The 17,905-nt window shown below is 49.6% G+C and carries 11 protein-coding genes, 2 tRNA genes, 2 rRNA genes and 1 other annotated feature; of the genes, 6 read left to right on the forward strand and 9 right to left on the reverse strand.

Annotation, left to right across the window (positions count from 1 at the left end; all coding sequences use genetic code 11):
• Nucleotides 1–14 precede the first annotated feature (14 nt).
• The 7 genes from EO763_RS16535 to rluD form a co-directional block, all read right to left on the reverse strand.
• Nucleotides 15–2,919: ribosomal RNA gene (locus EO763_RS16535) — 23S ribosomal RNA — on the reverse strand.
• A 224-nt stretch (nt 2,920–3,143) separates the two neighbouring features.
• Nucleotides 3,144–3,219, reverse strand: a tRNA-Ala gene (locus tag EO763_RS16540).
• A 42-nt stretch (nt 3,220–3,261) separates the two neighbouring features.
• A tRNA-Ile gene (locus EO763_RS16545) sits at nt 3,262–3,338 on the reverse strand.
• Between the two features lie 73 nt (nt 3,339–3,411).
• Nucleotides 3,412–4,953: ribosomal RNA gene (locus EO763_RS16550) — 16S ribosomal RNA — on the reverse strand.
• Together the 16S and 23S rRNA genes with 2 tRNA genes alongside form the textbook arrangement of a ribosomal RNA operon.
• 486 nt (nt 4,954–5,439) lie before the next feature.
• On the reverse strand, nt 5,440–8,016 hold the full coding sequence (clpB, locus tag EO763_RS16555; RefSeq protein WP_161529603.1) for an ATP-dependent chaperone ClpB: 2,577 nt from the start codon (nt 8,014–8,016) through the stop codon (nt 5,440–5,442).
• 133 nt (nt 8,017–8,149) lie between these two features.
• Nucleotides 8,150–8,875, reverse strand: a complete 726-nt coding sequence (gene yfiH / locus EO763_RS16560) for a purine nucleoside phosphorylase YfiH (protein ID WP_161529604.1) — start codon at nt 8,873–8,875, stop codon at nt 8,150–8,152.
• Between the two features lie 43 nt (nt 8,876–8,918).
• Complete coding sequence (gene rluD / locus EO763_RS16565; protein ID WP_039475975.1) at nt 8,919–9,896, reverse strand: 23S rRNA pseudouridine(1911/1915/1917) synthase RluD; 978 nt, start codon at nt 9,894–9,896, stop codon at nt 8,919–8,921.
• A 134-nt stretch (nt 9,897–10,030) separates the two neighbouring features.
• On the opposite strand from rluD, the gene bamD reads away from it, so the two are divergent.
• The 3 genes from bamD to pheA all read left to right on the forward strand — a co-directional run bounded on the left by bamD (nt 10,031) and on the right by pheA (nt 12,939).
• Entirely contained in the window at nt 10,031–10,765 is a 735-nt protein-coding gene (bamD, locus tag EO763_RS16570; protein WP_161529605.1) for an outer membrane protein assembly factor BamD, read from the forward strand.
• Nucleotides 10,766–11,091: 326 nt separating this feature from the next.
• The gene (gene raiA, locus EO763_RS16575) at nt 11,092–11,430 is read left to right on the forward strand and encodes a ribosome-associated translation inhibitor RaiA (RefSeq protein ID WP_010306175.1); all 339 of its coding nucleotides are present in this window, start codon (nt 11,092–11,094) and stop codon (nt 11,428–11,430) included.
• Between the two features lie 194 nt (nt 11,431–11,624).
• Nucleotides 11,625–11,750: a sequence feature (Phe leader region), on the forward strand.
• 28 nt (nt 11,751–11,778) lie between these two features.
• The gene (pheA, locus tag EO763_RS16580) at nt 11,779–12,939 is read left to right on the forward strand and encodes a bifunctional chorismate mutase/prephenate dehydratase (protein ID WP_161529606.1); all 1,161 of its coding nucleotides are present in this window, start codon (nt 11,779–11,781) and stop codon (nt 12,937–12,939) included.
• 81 nt (nt 12,940–13,020) lie between these two features.
• Here the strand turns inward: pheA and tyrA are convergent, their stop codons facing one another.
• The gene (tyrA, locus tag EO763_RS16585; RefSeq protein WP_161529607.1) at nt 13,021–14,142 is read right to left on the reverse strand and encodes a bifunctional chorismate mutase/prephenate dehydrogenase; all 1,122 of its coding nucleotides are present in this window, start codon (nt 14,140–14,142) and stop codon (nt 13,021–13,023) included.
• Between the two features lie 6 nt (nt 14,143–14,148).
• Nucleotides 14,149–15,222 carry a 3-deoxy-7-phosphoheptulonate synthase gene (locus EO763_RS16590; protein ID WP_161529608.1) on the reverse strand — a complete coding sequence of 358 codons (1,074 nt, stop codon included), beginning with the start codon at nt 15,220–15,222 and terminating at the stop codon, nt 14,149–14,151.
• A 249-nt stretch (nt 15,223–15,471) separates the two neighbouring features.
• Here EO763_RS16590 and btsR point away from each other — a divergent pair, with 249 nt between their 5' ends.
• The 3 genes from btsR to EO763_RS16605 all read left to right on the forward strand — a co-directional run bounded on the left by btsR (nt 15,472) and on the right by EO763_RS16605 (nt 17,783).
• Complete coding sequence (btsR, locus tag EO763_RS16595) at nt 15,472–16,188, forward strand: two-component system response regulator BtsR (RefSeq protein ID WP_010306189.1); 717 nt, start codon at nt 15,472–15,474, stop codon at nt 16,186–16,188.
• A 46-nt stretch (nt 16,189–16,234) separates the two neighbouring features.
• Entirely contained in the window at nt 16,235–16,582 is a 348-nt protein-coding gene (locus EO763_RS16600; RefSeq protein WP_103158077.1) for a DUF2799 domain-containing protein, read from the forward strand.
• A 262-nt stretch (nt 16,583–16,844) separates the two neighbouring features.
• The gene (locus EO763_RS16605; RefSeq protein ID WP_161529609.1) at nt 16,845–17,783 is read left to right on the forward strand and encodes an SAM-dependent methyltransferase; all 939 of its coding nucleotides are present in this window, start codon (nt 16,845–16,847) and stop codon (nt 17,781–17,783) included.
• The last annotated feature ends 122 nt before the right edge of the window (nt 17,784–17,905 follow it).

Here is a 17,905-nt window from a genome sequence, read left to right on the forward strand (position 1 = left end):
ACCTTCGGTGTTGTAAGGTTAAGCCTCTCGGGTCATTAGTACTGGTTAGCTCAACGTATCGCTACGCTTACACACCCAGCCTATCTACGTCGTCGTCTTCAACGGCCCTTCAGGGGCATCTAGTGCCCAGGGAAGACTCATCTCGAGGCAAGTTTCCCGCTTAGATGCTTTCAGCGGTTATCTCTTCCGCACTTAGCTACCGGGCAATGCAATTGGCATCACAACCCGTACACCAGTGGTGCGTTCACTCCGGTCCTCTCGTACTAGGAGCAACCCCTCTCAATCTTCCAACGCCCACGGCAGATAGGGACCGAACTGTCTCACGACGTTCTAAACCCAGCTCGCGTACCACTTTAAATGGCGAACAGCCATACCCTTGGGACCTACTTCAGCCCCAGGATGTGATGAGCCGACATCGAGGTGCCAAACACCGCCGTCGATATGAACTCTTGGGCGGTATCAGCCTGTTATCCCCGGAGTACCTTTTATCCGTTGAGCGATGGCCCTTCCATTCAGAACCACCGGATCACTAAGACCTGCTTTCGCACCTGCTCGAGCTGTCACTCTCGCAGTCAAGCTAGCTTATGCCTTTGCACTAACCTCCTGATGTCCGACCAGGATTAGCTAACCTTCGTGCTCCTCCGTTACGCTTTGGGAGGAGACCGCCCCAGTCAAACTACCCACCAGACACTGTCCGCAACCCGGATTACGGGTCTACGTTAGAACATCAAACATTAAAGGGTGGTATTTCAAGGTTGGCTCCACGCAGACTGGCGTCCACGCTTCAAAGCCTCCCACCTATCCTACACATCAAGGCTCAAGGTTCAGTGTCAAGCTATAGTAAAGGTTCACGGGGTCTTTCCGTCTTGCCGCGGGTACACTGCATCTTCACAGCGAGTTCAATTTCACTGAGTCTCGGGTGGAGACAGCCTGGCCATCATTACGCCATTCGTGCAGGTCGGAACTTACCCGACAAGGAATTTCGCTACCTTAGGACCGTTATAGTTACGGCCGCCGTTTACCGGGGCTTCGATCAAGAGCTTCGCCTTGCGGCTGACCCCATCAATTAACCTTCCGGCACCGGGCAGGCGTCACACCGTATACGTCCACTTTCGTGTTTGCACAGTGCTGTGTTTTTATTAAACAGTTGCAGCCAGCTGGTATCTTCGACTGATTTCAGCTCCATGAGCAAGTCACTTCACCTACCATCAGCGTGCCTTCTCCCGAAGTTACGGCACCATTTTGCCTAGTTCCTTCACCCGAGTTCTCTCAAGCGCCTGAGTATTCTCTACCTGACCACCTGTGTCGGTTTGGGGTACGATTTGATGTTACCTGGAGCTTAGAGGCTTTTCCTGGAAGCGTAGCATCGGTTACTTCATCACCGTAGTGACTCGTCATCACGCCTCAGTGTTAACAATGACCCGGATTTACCAAAGTCATCCACCTTCACGCTTAAACCGGGACAACCGTCGCCCGGATAACCTAGCTTTCTCCGTCCCCCCTTCGCAGTAACACCGAGTACAGGAATATTAACCTGTTTCCCATCGACTACGCTTTTCAGCCTCGCCTTAGGGGTCGACTCACCCTGCCCCGATTAACGTTGGACAGGAACCCTTGGTCTTCCGGCGTGCGGGTTTTTCACCCGCATTATCGTTACTTATGTCAGCATTCGCACTTCTGATACCTCCAGCAGCCCTCACAGGCCACCTTCGACGGCTTACAGAACGCTCCCCTACCCAACAACACTAAGTGTCGCTGCCGCAGCTTCGGTGCATGGTTTAGCCCCGTTACATCTTCCGCGCAGGCCGACTCGACCAGTGAGCTATTACGCTTTCTTTAAATGATGGCTGCTTCTAAGCCAACATCCTGGCTGTCTGTGCCTTCCCACATCGTTTCCCACTTAACCATGACTTTGGGACCTTAGCTGGCGGTCTGGGTTGTTTCCCTCTTCACGACGAACGTTAGCACCCGCCGTGTGTCTCCCGTGATAACATTCTTCGGTATTCGTAGTTTGCATCGGGTTGGTAAGTCGGGATGACCCCCTAGCCGAAACAGTGCTCTACCCCCGAAGATGAATTCACGAGGCGCTACCTAAATAGCTTTCGGGGAGAACCAGCTATCTCCCGGTTTGATTGGCCTTTCACCCCCAGCCACAAGTCATCCGCTAATTTTTCAACATTAGTCGGTTCGGTCCTCCAGTTAGTGTTACCCAACCTTCAACCTGCCCATGGCTAGATCACCGGGTTTCGGGTCTATACCCTGCAACTTAACGCCCAGTTAAGACTCGGTTTCCCTGCGGCTCCCCTATACGGTTAACCTTGCTACAGAATATAAGTCGCTGACCCATTATACAAAAGGTACGCAGTCACCTAACAAGTAGGCTCCCACTGCTTGTACGTACACGGTTTCAGGTTCTATTTCACTCCCCTCGCCGGGGTTCTTTTCGCCTTTCCCTCACGGTACTGGTTCACTATCGGTCAGTCAGGAGTATTTAGCCTTGGAGGATGGTCCCCCCATATTCAGACAGGATGTCACGTGTCCCGCCCTACTCATCGAACTCACAGCTTGTGCATTTTTGTGTACGGGACTATCACCCTTTACTGTGCGACTTTCCAGACGCTTCCACTAACACACAAACTGATTCAGGTTCTGGGCTCCTCCCCGTTCGCTCGCCGCTACTGGGGAATCTCGGTTGATTTCTTTTCCTCGGGGTACTGAGATGTTTCAGTTCCCCCGGTTCGCCTCATGACACTATGTATTCATGTCATGATAGTGTGTCGAAACACACTGGGTTTCCCCATTCGGGTATCGTCGGGTATAACGCTTCATATCAGCTTACCGACGCTTATCGCAGATTAGCACGCCCTTCATCGCCTCTGACTGCCTAGGCATCCACCGTGTACGCTTAGTCGCTTAACCTCACAACCCGAAGGTGTCTTTGATTAATCAAAGTCACTGTCGTGCTGCGATTATTTGAGAGACTCATTGACAGACTGACACATCACTCACATGACATAAATGTCATATCAGTATGTTCAGCTGTCATGTTTCAATTTTCAGCTTGTTCCAGATTGTTAAAGAGCAAAACGTCGCAGTGCACCCAAACAGGTACACTCTGAAGTTTTCTATATAGCGAGTAGTGATGGTGGAGCTATGCGGGATCGAACCGCAGACCTCCTGCGTGCAAGGCAGGCGCTCTCCCAGCTGAGCTATAACCCCATCGTTGCTTACAGATACCTTAGATACCACTCATGGAAGAGTTGGTAGGCCTGAGTGGACTTGAACCACCGACCTCACCCTTATCAGGGGTGCGCTCTAACCACCTGAGCTACAAGCCTATTAAGGTATTTCTGCTCGTTATTTTCATCAGACAATCTGTGTGAGCACTTCACTTAACGCACATCTTCTTGGTAAGGAGGTGATCCAACCGCAGGTTCCCCTACGGTTACCTTGTTACGACTTCACCCCAGTCATGAATCACAAAGTGGTAAGCGCCCTCCCGAAGGTTAAGCTACCTACTTCTTTTGCAACCCACTCCCATGGTGTGACGGGCGGTGTGTACAAGGCCCGGGAACGTATTCACCGTAGCATTCTGATCTACGATTACTAGCGATTCCGACTTCATGGAGTCGAGTTGCAGACTCCAATCCGGACTACGACGTACTTTATGAGGTCCGCTTGCTCTCGCGAGGTCGCTTCTCTTTGTATACGCCATTGTAGCACGTGTGTAGCCCTACTCGTAAGGGCCATGATGACTTGACGTCATCCCCACCTTCCTCCGGTTTATCACCGGCAGTCTCCTTTGAGTTCCCGACCGAATCGCTGGCAACAAAGGATAAGGGTTGCGCTCGTTGCGGGACTTAACCCAACATTTCACAACACGAGCTGACGACAGCCATGCAGCACCTGTCTCAGAGTTCCCGAAGGCACTCAGCTATCTCTAGCTAATTCTCTGGATGTCAAGAGTAGGTAAGGTTCTTCGCGTTGCATCGAATTAAACCACATGCTCCACCGCTTGTGCGGGCCCCCGTCAATTCATTTGAGTTTTAACCTTGCGGCCGTACTCCCCAGGCGGTCGATTTAACGCGTTAGCTCCGGAAGCCACGCCTCAAGGGCACAACCTCCAAATCGACATCGTTTACAGCGTGGACTACCAGGGTATCTAATCCTGTTTGCTCCCCACGCTTTCGCACCTGAGCGTCAGTCTTTGTCCAGGGGGCCGCCTTCGCCACCGGTATTCCTCCAGATCTCTACGCATTTCACCGCTACACCTGGAATTCTACCCCCCTCTACAAGACTCTAGCCTGTCAGTTTTGAATGCAGTTCCCAGGTTAAGCCCGGGGATTTCACATCCAACTTAACAGACCGCCTGCGTGCGCTTTACGCCCAGTCATTCCGATTAACGCTTGCACCCTCCGTATTACCGCGGCTGCTGGCACGGAGTTAGCCGGTGCTTCTTCTGCGAGTAACGTCAATCAGCCGTGCTATTAACACGACTGCCTTCCTCCTCGCTGAAAGTGCTTTACAACCCGAAGGCCTTCTTCACACACGCGGCATGGCTGCATCAGGCTTGCGCCCATTGTGCAATATTCCCCACTGCTGCCTCCCGTAGGAGTCTGGACCGTGTCTCAGTTCCAGTGTGGCTGGTCATCCTCTCAGACCAGCTAGGGATCGTCGCCTAGGTGAGCCATTACCTCACCTACTAGCTAATCCCATCTGGGCACATCTGATGGCGAGAGGCCCGAAGGTCCCCCTCTTTGCTCTTGCGAGGTTATGCGGTATTAGCTACCGTTTCCAGTAGTTATCCCCCTCCATCAGGCAGTTTCCCAGACATTACTCACCCGTCCGCCGCTCGTCACCCAGAGAGCAAGCTCTCCTGTGCTACCGCTCGACTTGCATGTGTTAGGCCTGCCGCCAGCGTTCAATCTGAGCCATGATCAAACTCTTCAATTTAAGATTTGTTTGATTTGCTGAACTCGTCAGCGATGCTCAAAGAATTAGTAACTGTTTATTCGTAATGAATTTACTGTTGTTCACTCTTCAAGACTTTTTATATCGTTAAGATACGGTCTTGTGAGTGCCCACACAGATTGTCTGATTAAATTGTTAAAGAGCAGTGCCACTTCATCGGTGGCGCGGGCTGCATATACTATGCTTTTCCGCTGTGAAGTCAAGTCATTACTGACCGCCTTCGTTGAATCTTTTTTCCTGTCACCACAACCGCGTGTCGCTGTTGCCGTGTCAGTGGAGGCGCATTATAGGGACTTCTTGCACGCTGACAAGCGCTAAATGCAAATTATTTTTCAAGCGTTCAAAAACAAACCAAAAACCAGTGTTTCGTGCACTCTCCATACAAAAAATGAATGTAATTTGAGCTTGAGACATGAAAACGGGGACATCGATTGGCAAATGTCCCCGTTGATTACTTACCGTTTCACATTATTCTTGTCGTGCGACTATCTGTTCTCCTTCGACATCTAATGTGATCGGTTTACCAGGTATCAATTTCCCACCCAGTATCTGCTGAGCAAGTGGGTTCTCTATCAGTTGCTGTATTGCTCTTTTAAGCGGACGTGCACCATAAACAGGATCAAAACCGACCTCCCCGAGCATATCTAAAGCCGCATCCGTGATAGTGACACTATATCCACGCTCTTCAAGACGCTTGTACAGTCTCTGAAGCTGAATTTGCGCAATCGACGTAATATGTGACCTTCCCAATGGGTGGAAGACGACGACTTCATCGATACGGTTAATAAATTCAGGACGGAAACTATGGCTAACGACTTCGAGAACCATGTCTCTCATTTCGGTATAGCTACGCTCACCAAAACGTTCCTGAATAAGGTCGGATCCCAGGTTTGACGTCATGATGACCACCGTATTACGAAAATCGACCGTTCTACCCTGCCCATCAGTGAGACGGCCATCATCTAATACCTGAAGCAGGATATTAAACACATCAGGGTGTGCCTTTTCGATCTCATCCAGCAAAATGACCGAATAAGGACGACGGCGCACTGCTTCTGTCAAATAGCCCCCTTCTTCGTAACCAACATATCCAGGAGGCGCACCGACCAAACGCGAAACCGAGTGTTTCTCCATAAACTCAGACATATCAATACGTACCATGGCGTCATCACTGTCGAAGAGGAAAGTCGCCAGCGTTTTGCAAAGTTCCGTTTTCCCAACGCCTGTTGGCCCAAGGAACAGGAACGAGCCAATAGGACGATTTGGGTCGGATAGCCCTGCCCGACTGCGACGAATAGAATTCGCTACCGCCTCGACGGCCTCGTTCTGTCCGATCACACGCTGGTGCAGCTCATCTTCCATTCGCAATAGTTTTGCTTTCTCGCTTTCCAACATGCGAGAAACAGGAATCCCAGTCCAACGCGCCAGCACATCAGCGATTTCAGCATCTGTTACCCGATTACGCAGCAAGTGCATCGTTTTCCCTTCCTGCTGCGTTGCTGCTGCCAGTTGTTTCTCCAGCTCAGGGATTTTTCCGTATTGCAGCTCAGACATTCTCCCCAAGTCTCCCTGACGGCGAGCCTGTTCCAGCGCAATTTTCGCTTGTTCTAAAGACGCCTTAATATTCTGCGTTCCTGTGAGTGACGCTTTTTCCGCTTTCCACTCTTCGTCTTGCTGGGAATATTCACGCTCTTTTTGATCAAGTTCCGCACTCAGTAATTCAAGTCGCTTTTGGCTGGCTTCATCTGATTCCTTTTTCAGCGCCTGTTGCTCCAGCTTTAACTGGATGATTCGACGCTCAAGCCGATCGAGAGGCTCGGGTTTCGAGTCAATCTGAATACGAATACTGGATGCAGCCTCATCGATAAGGTCTATGGCTTTATCCGGTAACTGGCGATCCGCGATATAGCGATGAGATAGCATTGCCGCCGCAACAATTGCCGGGTCAGTAATTTGTACATGATGGTGCAATTCATAACGCTCTTTTAGCCCACGCAGAATAGCAATCGTGTCTTCAACGGTAGGTTCAGCGACAAACACTTTCTGGAAACGACGCTCAAGGGCCGCATCTTTTTCAATATATTGCCGATACTCATCGAGCGTTGTCGCCCCGACGCAATGCAACTCACCACGAGCCAGCGCAGGTTTTAGCATATTACCGGCATCCATCGCGCCATCGGCTTTGCCTGCCCCCACCATCGTATGAAGTTCATCAATAAACAGAATGACGTTGCCTTCCTGCTTAGACAGGTCGTTGAGCACGCCTTTCAAACGCTCTTCAAACTCACCACGGTATTTCGCACCCGCCACTAGCGCGCCCATATCCAGTGAAAGTACGCGCTTGTTTTTCAGGCCTTCCGGCACTTCGCCATTAACGATACGCTGGGCTAACCCTTCTACTATCGCGGTTTTACCCACGCCGGGTTCACCGATTAATACCGGGTTATTTTTGGTTCGACGTTGCAGAACCTGAATAGTGCGGCGAATTTCCTCATCACGCCCGATCACAGGATCGAGTTTGCCTTGTTCCGCACGCTCCGTGAGATCAATCGTGAATTTTTTCAATGCCTGGCGCTGATCTTCAGCCCCCTGATCGTTCACTTGATCCCCTCCTCTCACTTGATCGATAGCGTTGGTTACACCTTGTTGCGTGACGCCCGCCTTTTTCAATATATCCCCCAGCGTGCCGCGAGACTCCAAAGCAGCAAGCACGAAAAGTTCCGAGGAAATAAAGGTATCGCCGCGCTTTTGCGCGAGTTTGTCACACATATTCAATACGCGGACTAACTCGTTAGAAGGTTGGACATCACCATCAGTGCCTTCAACCTGCGGCAAACGCGTGATTGCCTGGTCGATTTCAGTTTTCAGGTGATTAAGATTAGCTCCGGCAACAGTCAGAAGTGGACCAACAGTTCCACCATCCTGATGAAGCAAAGCGCTCATCAAATGAAGTGGTTCAATAAACTGGTGATCGCGCCCAAGGGCAAGAGACTGGGCATCAGCAAGAGCAAGTTGGAATTTGTTGGTAAGACGATCCAGACGCATAACACCTCCCGTACACTGGTCAAAATTGCTACTGGAGATTAAATGAGGTCATCCCTCAAAAATTTCAAGGTTATTTTGCCAGTCGTGACAGGATTTAAACGTTACTTGTCTCGGATCGTCTTAATTCAATAGGTTATATCAGCCAGATTAAACTTGCCATACGGCCAGTCACACCATCACGTCGATAAGAGAAAAATTTGTGAGATTCACTCACAGTACAGGTATTTCCACCAAAAATTTGCGTTACCCCTGCGGCACGTAAACGCAGACTTGCCAGTTGGTAGATATCGGCAAAAAATTTATTTCCTTCTGGCCGAAATGCAGAGGCCGCAACCATATCATGCTGAATAAATGCGTCCCTAACTTCAGGACCGACCTCAAAGGCATCAGGCCCAATAGCAGGCCCCAGCCACGCCATAATTTGCGCGGGTTGCGCACGGAAACAGGCTAACGTTTCTTCCAGTACCCCGGCGTGCAATCCCCGCCAGCCAGCATGGGCGGCAGCGACTTCGTCGCCGTTGATTGCACAAAAAAGCACGGGTAAGCAGTCAGCCGTCATCACCGCACAGACTTTTCCTTTCTTATCCGTATAAGCAGCATCACCACAAACGGACGTTGGGGACGTCTCGCCAATACGAATCACATCGGTGCCATGAACCTGTTCCAACCAATGCGGCATAGCGGGAAGGCCAGCCATCTCCACCAGCGTTTGCCGATTTGCGGTAACATGCGCAGGCTCATCGCCCACATGATTCCCTAAATTCAGCGAATCATAAGGTACAACACTACGTCCGCCAACACGCGTCGTACTACAAGATTTCACACTTTCTGGCAAAGGCCAGTCGGGGTATATCAGCATAGTCCGTCACCTCTATAAATCGGCACTTATCGTATTGAATACATTACCAGTCGAGCTGATCCTTAAACGCTTCGGTATCCGCTTTCAGTGCATTAATCAGATCGACCATATCCTGTGGCAATTCCGCATGCCATTCCATGTGAATGCCAGTAATAGGATGGTAGAAACGCAACATGGTGGCATGCAGCGCCTGACGATCGAACCCACGCAGCGTCTCAATGAAATCCTCCGACGCGCCTTTTGGCGGGCGAGGACGACCACCGTATAGCTGATCGCCAACCAGAGGATGATTAATGTGCGCCATGTGCACACGAATCTGATGGGTTCGCCCCGTTTCCAGACGCAACCGCAAGCGGGTATGCGCACGGAAATGTTCCATGATGCGATAATGCGTCACGGCAGGTTTACCCATTGGGTGCACGGCCATATGAGTACGCTTGGTTGCGTGGCGAGCGATAGGCTGCTCGACCATGCCACCCGCGGTCATCGAACCAATCGCAACGGCTTCATATTCACGCGTAATTTCACGCGCCTGTAGCGCCTCAACTAAACGCGTCTGTGCTGGTACGGTTTTCGCAACCACCATGAGCCCAGTCGTATCTTTATCAAGCCGGTGCACAATCCCAGCACGGGGCACGTCGACAATCTCGGGATAATGATGTAACAAGGCATTCAATACCGTGCCATCTGGGTTACCCGCACCGGGGTGAACCACCAGATCTCTGGGTTTATTGATGACCAGGATATCCTGATCTTCGTACACGATATCCAGCTTGATATCCTGTGCTTCCCAGCGTGCTTCTTCTTCAATCAACGCATCAATCGCTACCGATTCGCCGCCAAGTACTTTCTCTTTTGGCTTATTGGTAACATTGCCGTTAATCTGTACTCGATTCTCAAGAATCCACTCTTTTATGCGGGATCGTGAATAATCAGGGAACAATTCGGCCAAAGCCTGATCTAAACGTTGTCCGAGTTGAGATTCGGCCACCGTTGCGGTGAGTTGTACTTGTTGTGCCATATTATGCAGCTTCTTCGTTAACGTTGGGTTTTGACGGCGACGCCGTTTAAAATAATGTACTATTGTAGCTGGTCTAAATCGGGAGCTTCACGGACAGTCTCCCGGAATAACATTCTGAGGATAATCAAAACGTCATGACGCGTATGAAATATCTGGTGGCTGCCGCCACGTTGAGCCTGGCGCTGGCTGGTTGCTCCAGCAATTCCAAAGATGCGGTTCCTGATAGTCCGCCATCTGAAATCTATGCCAATGCTCAACAAAAACTGCAAGACGGCAACTTTAAAGCAGCCATCACGCAGTTGGAAGCACTGGATAACCGGTATCCCTTTGGCCCCTACTCGCAGCAAGTACAGTTGGATTTGATCTACGCCTATTACAAATCCGCAGAGCTGCCATTGGCCCAAGCTTCTATTGACCGCTTCCTGCGACTCAACCCAACCCATCCAAACGTGGATTATGTCCTGTACATGCGCGGCCTGACCGACATGGCGTTGGATGATAGTGCGTTACAAGGCTTCTTCGGCGTTGATCGTTCCGATCGCGATCCGCAGTATGCTCACACCGCTTTTCGGGATTTCAGTAAGCTCATTCAGGGATATCCGAACAGCCAATACGCCACCGACGCAAACAAGCGTTTGGTTTATCTCAAAGAGCGTCTGGCCAAGTATGAACTTTCTGTCGCGCAATACTACACGAAACGCGGCGCTTATGTGGCAGTAGTTAATCGCGTTGAGCAAATGCTGCGTGATTACCCAGACACCCAGGCAACAAAAAATGCCCTGCCGTTGATGGAAAATGCCTATCGCGAATTGCAATTGGCCGCACTGGCGGACAAAGTCGCAAAAGTTATCGCGGCGAACCCAGCATAAACGACAAGCGACACAGAGTAATAAGACGGCAGCTTCGGTTGCCGTTTTTTTATGGTTCGAGCGATTGGCTATACATCGATGATGATGTAGAAAAAAGCGGGTCGACGGAAGTCAACAACAGCGCGGTAACGTCAATACATCCTATCAATAATGGCACAGGCCAGATGCCCCCTCAAGTACTTCCCTCCTATTCCCGATGATGCTTCACAAATCGCGTTTTCTTGACAAAAAGTGACGAAAAAAAGCGATCAATATCACGCTTTTTGTCACAACTCACTGTATGCTGAAATTATCCAAGACGGACATAGGCAGAGAGGTAAGTTTATATGACTATTAATATTACCAGTAAGCAAATGGATATCACCCCCGCAATTCGTCAACATGTCGAAGACCGTCTTTCTAAGCTGGATAAGTGGCAAACCCAGCTGATTAATCCGCATATCATTCTGTCAAAAGAGCCTCAGGGTTTTGTAGCTGATGGCACTATCAGTACGCCAAATGGCCCGCTGGTTGCCAGTGCCAAGCATGACGATATGTATGCCGCCATCAATGAGCTCATTACCAAGCTCGAACGCCAGTTGGACAAACTCCAGCATAAAGGTGAAGCCAGACGTGCGGTAGCTAGCGTCAAAGAAGCGAATCTCCAGCCGACTCAAGAAGAGTAATTCATTCTCTTTACCTCAATATAACGCGCCTGAGGGCGCGTTTTTGCATATCAAACTCCGCAATCCGCACCCTAAAGAGCCAATGCTATCCCTAGTTTAAAATTGCGCTCGGCGATTTTGTATTGACAGGATGAAAAGCCAACAGTTACCTTACCTACTCAGAATCTGGATATCCTCCTGACTAACCGAGTAAACATGATAAATAAACTGTTCTTCTTCGTATTCTTTTTCACCTTCCCCTGATTTGGGAGGCGATTCGTCGTAAGAGCAAGAATACGAAGACGAACAAAAAAGCCTCCTGACCAGGAGGCTTTTTTTATATAAGAACATAAGACAGGTAACAGCATCATGACAGACAACCCATTACTGGCACTGCGAGAACGCATCAGCGCATTGGATCTGCAATTAATTGAATTGTTGGCACAAAGACGAGAACTCGCGTTGGACGTTGCCCGCAGCAAATTGCATTCGCATCGCCCAATCCGTGATAAAGAGCGTGAGCGTGATTTGCTAGATAAACTGACCGCTGCTGGGAAAAAGCATCATCTTGATGGCCACTACATTACCCGCTTATTCCAGCTCATCATTGAAGATTCTGTACTGACGCAGCAGGCACTCTTACAGCATCACCTCAACCAAACAACGTCACACTCTGCCCGTATTGCGTTTCTCGGTCCGAAAGGATCTTATTCCCATCTTGCCGCTCGCCAATATGCCGCGCGACACTTCGAACAATTTATCGAATGTGGTTGCCAGAAATTTCAGGACATCTTCAACATGGTGGAAACAGGGCAAGCAGACTATGCCGTTCTGCCGATTGAAAACACCAGCTCTGGTTCGATTAACGACGTCTACGACCTGCTGCAACACACGGCTTTATCCATCGTCGGCGAATTAACCAATCCGATAAATCACTGCGTTTTAGTTGCCACCGATACGTCACTGGAACAGATCGAAACGGTTTACAGCCACCCGCAACCGTTCCAGCAGTGCAGCCATTTCATTAACCGTTTTCCACACTGGAAGATTGAATATTGTGAGAGCACGGCTGCGGCGATGGAAAAAGTCGCGGCGCTCAACTCACCAAAAGCAGCAGCGCTCGGCAGCGAAGCCGGTGGTCAGCTTTATCAGCTACAGATGCTGGAACACGATCTGGCCAATCAGTCGCAAAACATCACCCGCTTCATTGTATTAGCACGTAAGCCCATTGACGTGACGGAACAAGTGCCAGCAAAAACCATGCTAATTATGGCAACTGGCCAACAGTCAGGTGCGCTGGTGGAAGCTCTGTTGGTATTGCGTGATAACGGCATTGTGATGACCAAGCTGGAATCCAGACCGATCAACGGTAACCCGTGGGAAGAGATGTTCTATCTGGACGTACAAGCCAACCTGCGCAGCGATGCCATGCAGAAAGCGCTAAAAGGATTAGCCCCTATAACCCGCTCGTTAAAAGTGTTGGGCTGCTACCCGAGTGAAAACGTCGTACCCGTCGATGTGAACGAATAGTCGATGTGAACGAAGAATTGAAAAAGCCATCCTGGTATCCCCGGGATGGCTTCTTAAACACAACCAAGATAGTAAACGTACTTATTGACGAATATCGTTTGCCTGACGCAAAAGCACCCGGCTCTCCGCCTGAAAGCGTTTGGCATAGTCGCCAAACCAGTGTTCGACCTTCTTGAAGCTGTTAATAAATTCAGCCTTATCCGTCTGCTCCAGTAGTTCAATCGCCTCGCCAAAACGTTTGTAGTAACGCTTAATCAACGCCAGATTATCCTCTGAAGACATAATGATGTCGGCATACAGCTGCGGATCCTGCGCAAACAGCCGTCCAACCATGATCAATTCCAGACGATAGATTGGCGATGACAGCGCTAATAGCTGTTCAAGCTGCACATTCTCTTCCGCTAAATGCAGGCCATACGCGAATGTCGCAAAGTGGCGCAGCGCCTGAATGAACATCATGTTCTGATCGTGTTCGACTGCACTGATACGATGCAGACGCGCGCCCCACACCTGAATCTGTTCCAGTAACCACTGGTAGGCTTCCGGCTGCCGCCCATCGCAATAGACGACAACCTGCTTAGCAAGGCTACCGCTGTCTGGCCCAAACATAGGATGTAACCCAAGTACGGGACCACTATGCACAGCCAGCATTGCCTGAAGCGGGCCATTTTTTACCGATGCCAAATCAACCAAAATACAGTCATCTGGCAAAGCAGGCAGACAAGCAATCACCTGCTCAGTCACGTGAATCGGCACGCTAACAATCACCATGCCAGCATCAGACAGCAGCTCGTCCGCACGCGGCCAGTCATCTTGCTCCAGAATTCTCACCTGATAGCCCGACAGCGTCAGCATTTTCTCAAACAGATTGCCCATTTGACCCCGGCCACCGATGATGACAACCGGACGCAACTGCGGGCACAGCGGTTTAAAGCCTTTGTCGTTTTCACTGGTATAAGACTCACGCATGGTACGCCGCAGGATATCCTCAATGAGATCCGGCGGAACCCCCATCGACTCCGCTTCTTTACGACGCGAGCTAAGCATGGCCGCTTCACGATCGGGCGCATAGATGGGCAAACCATGGCGGCTTTTCACTTCACCCACTTCCGCCACCAAACGCAACCGACGTGATAACAGCGCAACAAGCTCCTTATCTACCTCATCTATCTGATCACGCAATACGGTCAGTTCAGCTACCATATTTTGTTACTCTCCTGAATGTTTCACTCGTGCAGCACTCAGCTCTTGATGAACGGAACGCAGCAACGTCTCTGTGCTTTCCCAACTGATACAGGCATCCGTGACCGATACACCGTAGCGCATATCTGAACGCGGCTGTTCTGAAGACTGGCTCCCCTCGTTAAGGTGGCTTTCCAGCATCAAGCCTATAATGGAACGATTCCCCGCCTTGATTTGTTCAATCGCAGATTCAACAACAAGTGGCTGACGGCGGTAGTCTTTATTCGAATTGCCGTGACTACAATCTATCATCAGCGCTGGTCTCAGTCCCGCTTCCTGCATCTGTTTTTCACATTCGGCGACATCCTGTGCACTGTAGTTTGGTGTTTTACCGCCGCGCAGAATCACATGGCCATCAATGTTTCCTTGCGTTTGCAGCAGACAGACCTGGCCCGTTTGATTGATACCAACAAAGCGGTGTGGCATGGCAGCGGCTCTCATCGCATTGATCGCCGTTCCCAAACTGCCATCCGTGCCGTTTTTGAACCCAACAGGCATCGATAGACCGGAAGCCATCTCACGGTGCGTTTGTGATTCCGTTGTACGTGCGCCGATAGCCGACCAACTGAACAAGTCGCCCAGGTATTGTGGGCTGTTCGGATCAAGCGCTTCCGTCGCCAGCGGCAGTCCCATATTCACCAGTTCCAATAGCAATCCGCGCGCAATATGCAGCCCGGATTCCACATCAAATGAACCATCCATGAACGGATCGTTGATGAGCCCTTTCCAGCCCACGGTGGTACGCGGTTTTTCAAAATAAACGCGCATCACAATGTAGAGGCGATCGTTCAGTTCAGCGGCAAGCGACTGCAGGCGGCGCGCGTATTCCAACGCAGCATCCGTGTCATGAATCGAGCAAGGCCCGCAGACGATCAGCAACCGATCGTCACGACCATGAATGATATCCGCAATGGTCGCTCTCGCTTGCGCAATATCGCGCTGCTCTGCGTCGTTAAGCGGAAACTTGGCTTTCAATTCATCGGGAGTAATTAAAACTTGCTCTGCACTAATATTAATATTGTTAAGTGAATCTTTTTGCATGATCCCATTCCTGAAAAGTTCGGTATGTTCGCGATCGCCTGTAAAGACGGCTGTCTGTACAACCTGCCTACGCGTGATGTTTACACCATAACATGAACCGTAAAGATTTCAATCCACTTAGTGTAAATAAAAAATTACCACCCTAAATATTGCCAGAAAAACGATATCTGTCTGGCCTATCACTTCCCGACGCAACCATGCGAATCCCTGGCGGGAATAGTGATAGAATCACGCCAACAAGGGGGAAGGATGCTGAAAGCCATAATCATCGATGACGAACAGCTGGCACGTGAAGAGCTCAGCCTACTATTGGAAAATGAGTCTGATATCACCATCATTGCACAATGCAGCAATGCGCTGGAGGCGATCCCGGCTATCCATCGGCTACAACCGGATGTGATTTTTCTGGATATACAGATGCCAAAGGTCAGCGGATTAGAGCTGGTGGCTATGTTGGATCCAGAAAATATGCCTTATGTCGTCTTCGTGACAGCCTATGATGAGTACGCAGTGAGGGCATTTGAAGAACATGCTTTTGACTATTTACTCAAGCCACTCGATGCACAGCGACTAAGCAAAACGCTAAATCGTTTACGCCGCGGCGTAAGTGTAAACAAAAACGTACAGATAATTTCAGAACCCTTGCTTCGCCACATCCCCTGTAACGGACACAATCGTATTTTTTTGCTCAAGATTGAGGAAGTCGAGTATCTTTGTTCAGAACTCAGCGGCGTGCACGTCGTGGGCGTCAGTCAATCTGGCTATACCCAGCTTTCACTGAAAACGCTGGAAGAGAAAACGCCTTTCGTCCGTTGTCATCGGCAATATATGGTTAACACGGAACAGTTGAAAGAAATCCAGTTAATGGAGAACGGCGCAGCAGAAGTATTGACGCATACGGGAAAACACATCCCCGTCAGTCGCCGCTACCTCAAATTACTGAAAGAAAAATTGGGCATCGCCTGATGCGATGCTTCTTCAGGCCGATGGCCGAAACATTGAAGGTTTGATGATGAAATACAGTTATGTCTTGGCTGTAATTCTTTTAATGACAGCATGCCAAAGCAACGTCCCGTCGTTACCTGCTAAAAGTGAATCAGGATTCTGGTACGAAGCGGGTTATCAGGATGCAACCTCTGGCATGGTCGTAAAGGACGATAGCACCTTACAGGAATGGTTTGGTAATCCACAGATAGACCGTGAAACCTACCTACGTGGCTATCAGGCTGGGCAGTCGGCTTTTTGTGGTGCTGATAACATGGAAGAATGGGGAAAAGCAGGGAAAAATTTTCCCGCCAGCTGCGATGGCGTAGAGAATGCGGAGACACTGCGAACTCGCTGGCAACAGAGCCTGCCTTGATATCCTCCCGAGGATAAAACGATGATCCATACTCATTAGCAATTTAGCTGGCAAAGCGCTATGGCTCATCGCATCTGGTAACAATTCTACTCACTTTTGTACTCACACAGAAATACGTCAGACATACCTCCCCTCTATTATCGCTCACATTAAATAGTCACTTTAGGTTATTAATAATCTGATGCTGGGATAACGAAAGGCATACCTCACTGATAGTTAAAACCATTATTCCTGATAGCGATTGATATTATGGAGTGCTCATATGTCCGGTTTAAGCAAGCCTCATAACTCGTCTCTAAATAGCAGCCCAAGACTCTTATCACATGCGACCTCATCGCAGGAAAGCCATGATGAACGAGTCGCCGCGGTAAAGAACAACATTATCGAATCCGGCGACTATCCCGGCATTTCCGTAGAAGAGCAACTCGCGCTTCTGGACGCTTTCTCTCACCTCAAGTTAGGCCAGTTTTTACTGAAACATCACGGGTTAAATGCGTACTGGACGCATAATGTGATAACACATCAGCCAGCTCACTATGTTAATCCGCTCGAAGAAATCATCTACACCCAGTTACCCAATGTTTTAGCGACACGCGAACGATTCAGTATTTTCCAACGTCTGCTTCAAGAACTCTTGCGTCCAGATGCCATCATGGTGTCCGTCCCTTGCGGCGTCATGGCCGATTTACTGCTGCTGGACTATACGCGGTATCGAGATGTGAAATTAATCGGAATCGATCTGGATAAACAGGCGCTGGAAGAAGCTTATAAACTTGCCAGTCAGCAAGGTTTAGAAAACCAGATATCGTTGGTGCTTACTGATGCCTGGACAATGGATTTGGCAGCACAAGCGGATGTGATTACCAGCAACGGACTCAATGTTTATGAGCAAGATGATGACAAAGTTACCAAGCTTTACCACGTATTCTACTCAAGTTTAAAGCCAGGAGGTACGCTGATCACCAGCTTTATGACACCGCCTCCTACGCTGTCGCAAGATTCCCCATGGATAAACACCAATCCAAAATTGCTAGCCCTCCAATATGTGCTTTTCTCACGCATTATTGGGGCAACATGGACAGCGTTTCGTACCCACCAAAAAACACAGTCGCAGCTAGAGCAGGCAGGATTTACAGATATTCAATTCATTAACGATCGTATGCATATGTACCCAACAGTCATCGCGAATAAGCCGTTCTGAAAAGAGTAAAAAACGGTATCAACACGATATTTTGATCGCCGTAACCGATCAATATTGAAAAATTGATCTGTATAAACGTTTATAAAATAACCACACCTAATGTCATCATGGTACTGAAATTC

The organism is Pectobacterium odoriferum, from assembly GCF_009931295.1.
Classification (GTDB): Bacteria; Pseudomonadota; Gammaproteobacteria; order Enterobacterales; family Enterobacteriaceae; genus Pectobacterium; species Pectobacterium odoriferum.

Coding starts and splice junctions, on each gene's coding strand:
- clpB (WP_161529603.1), bottom strand. CDS start 8,016: ATGCGTCTGGATCGTCTTACCAACAAATTCCAACTTGCTCTTGCTGAT.
- yfiH (WP_161529604.1), bottom strand. CDS start 8,875: ATGCTGATATACCCCGACTGGCCTTTGCCAGAAAGTGTGAAATCTTGT.
- rluD (WP_039475975.1), bottom strand. CDS start 9,896: ATGGCACAACAAGTACAACTCACCGCAACGGTGGCCGAATCTCAACTC.
- bamD (WP_161529605.1), top strand. CDS start 10,031: ATGACGCGTATGAAATATCTGGTGGCTGCCGCCACGTTGAGCCTGGCG.
- raiA (WP_010306175.1), top strand. CDS start 11,092: ATGACTATTAATATTACCAGTAAGCAAATGGATATCACCCCCGCAATT.
- pheA (WP_161529606.1), top strand. CDS start 11,779: ATGACAGACAACCCATTACTGGCACTGCGAGAACGCATCAGCGCATTG.
- tyrA (WP_161529607.1), bottom strand. CDS start 14,142: ATGGTAGCTGAACTGACCGTATTGCGTGATCAGATAGATGAGGTAGAT.
- EO763_RS16590 (WP_161529608.1), bottom strand. CDS start 15,222: ATGCAAAAAGATTCACTTAACAATATTAATATTAGTGCAGAGCAAGTT.
- btsR (WP_010306189.1), top strand. CDS start 15,472: ATGCTGAAAGCCATAATCATCGATGACGAACAGCTGGCACGTGAAGAG.
- EO763_RS16600 (WP_103158077.1), top strand. CDS start 16,235: ATGAAATACAGTTATGTCTTGGCTGTAATTCTTTTAATGACAGCATGC.
- EO763_RS16605 (WP_161529609.1), top strand. CDS start 16,845: ATGTCCGGTTTAAGCAAGCCTCATAACTCGTCTCTAAATAGCAGCCCA.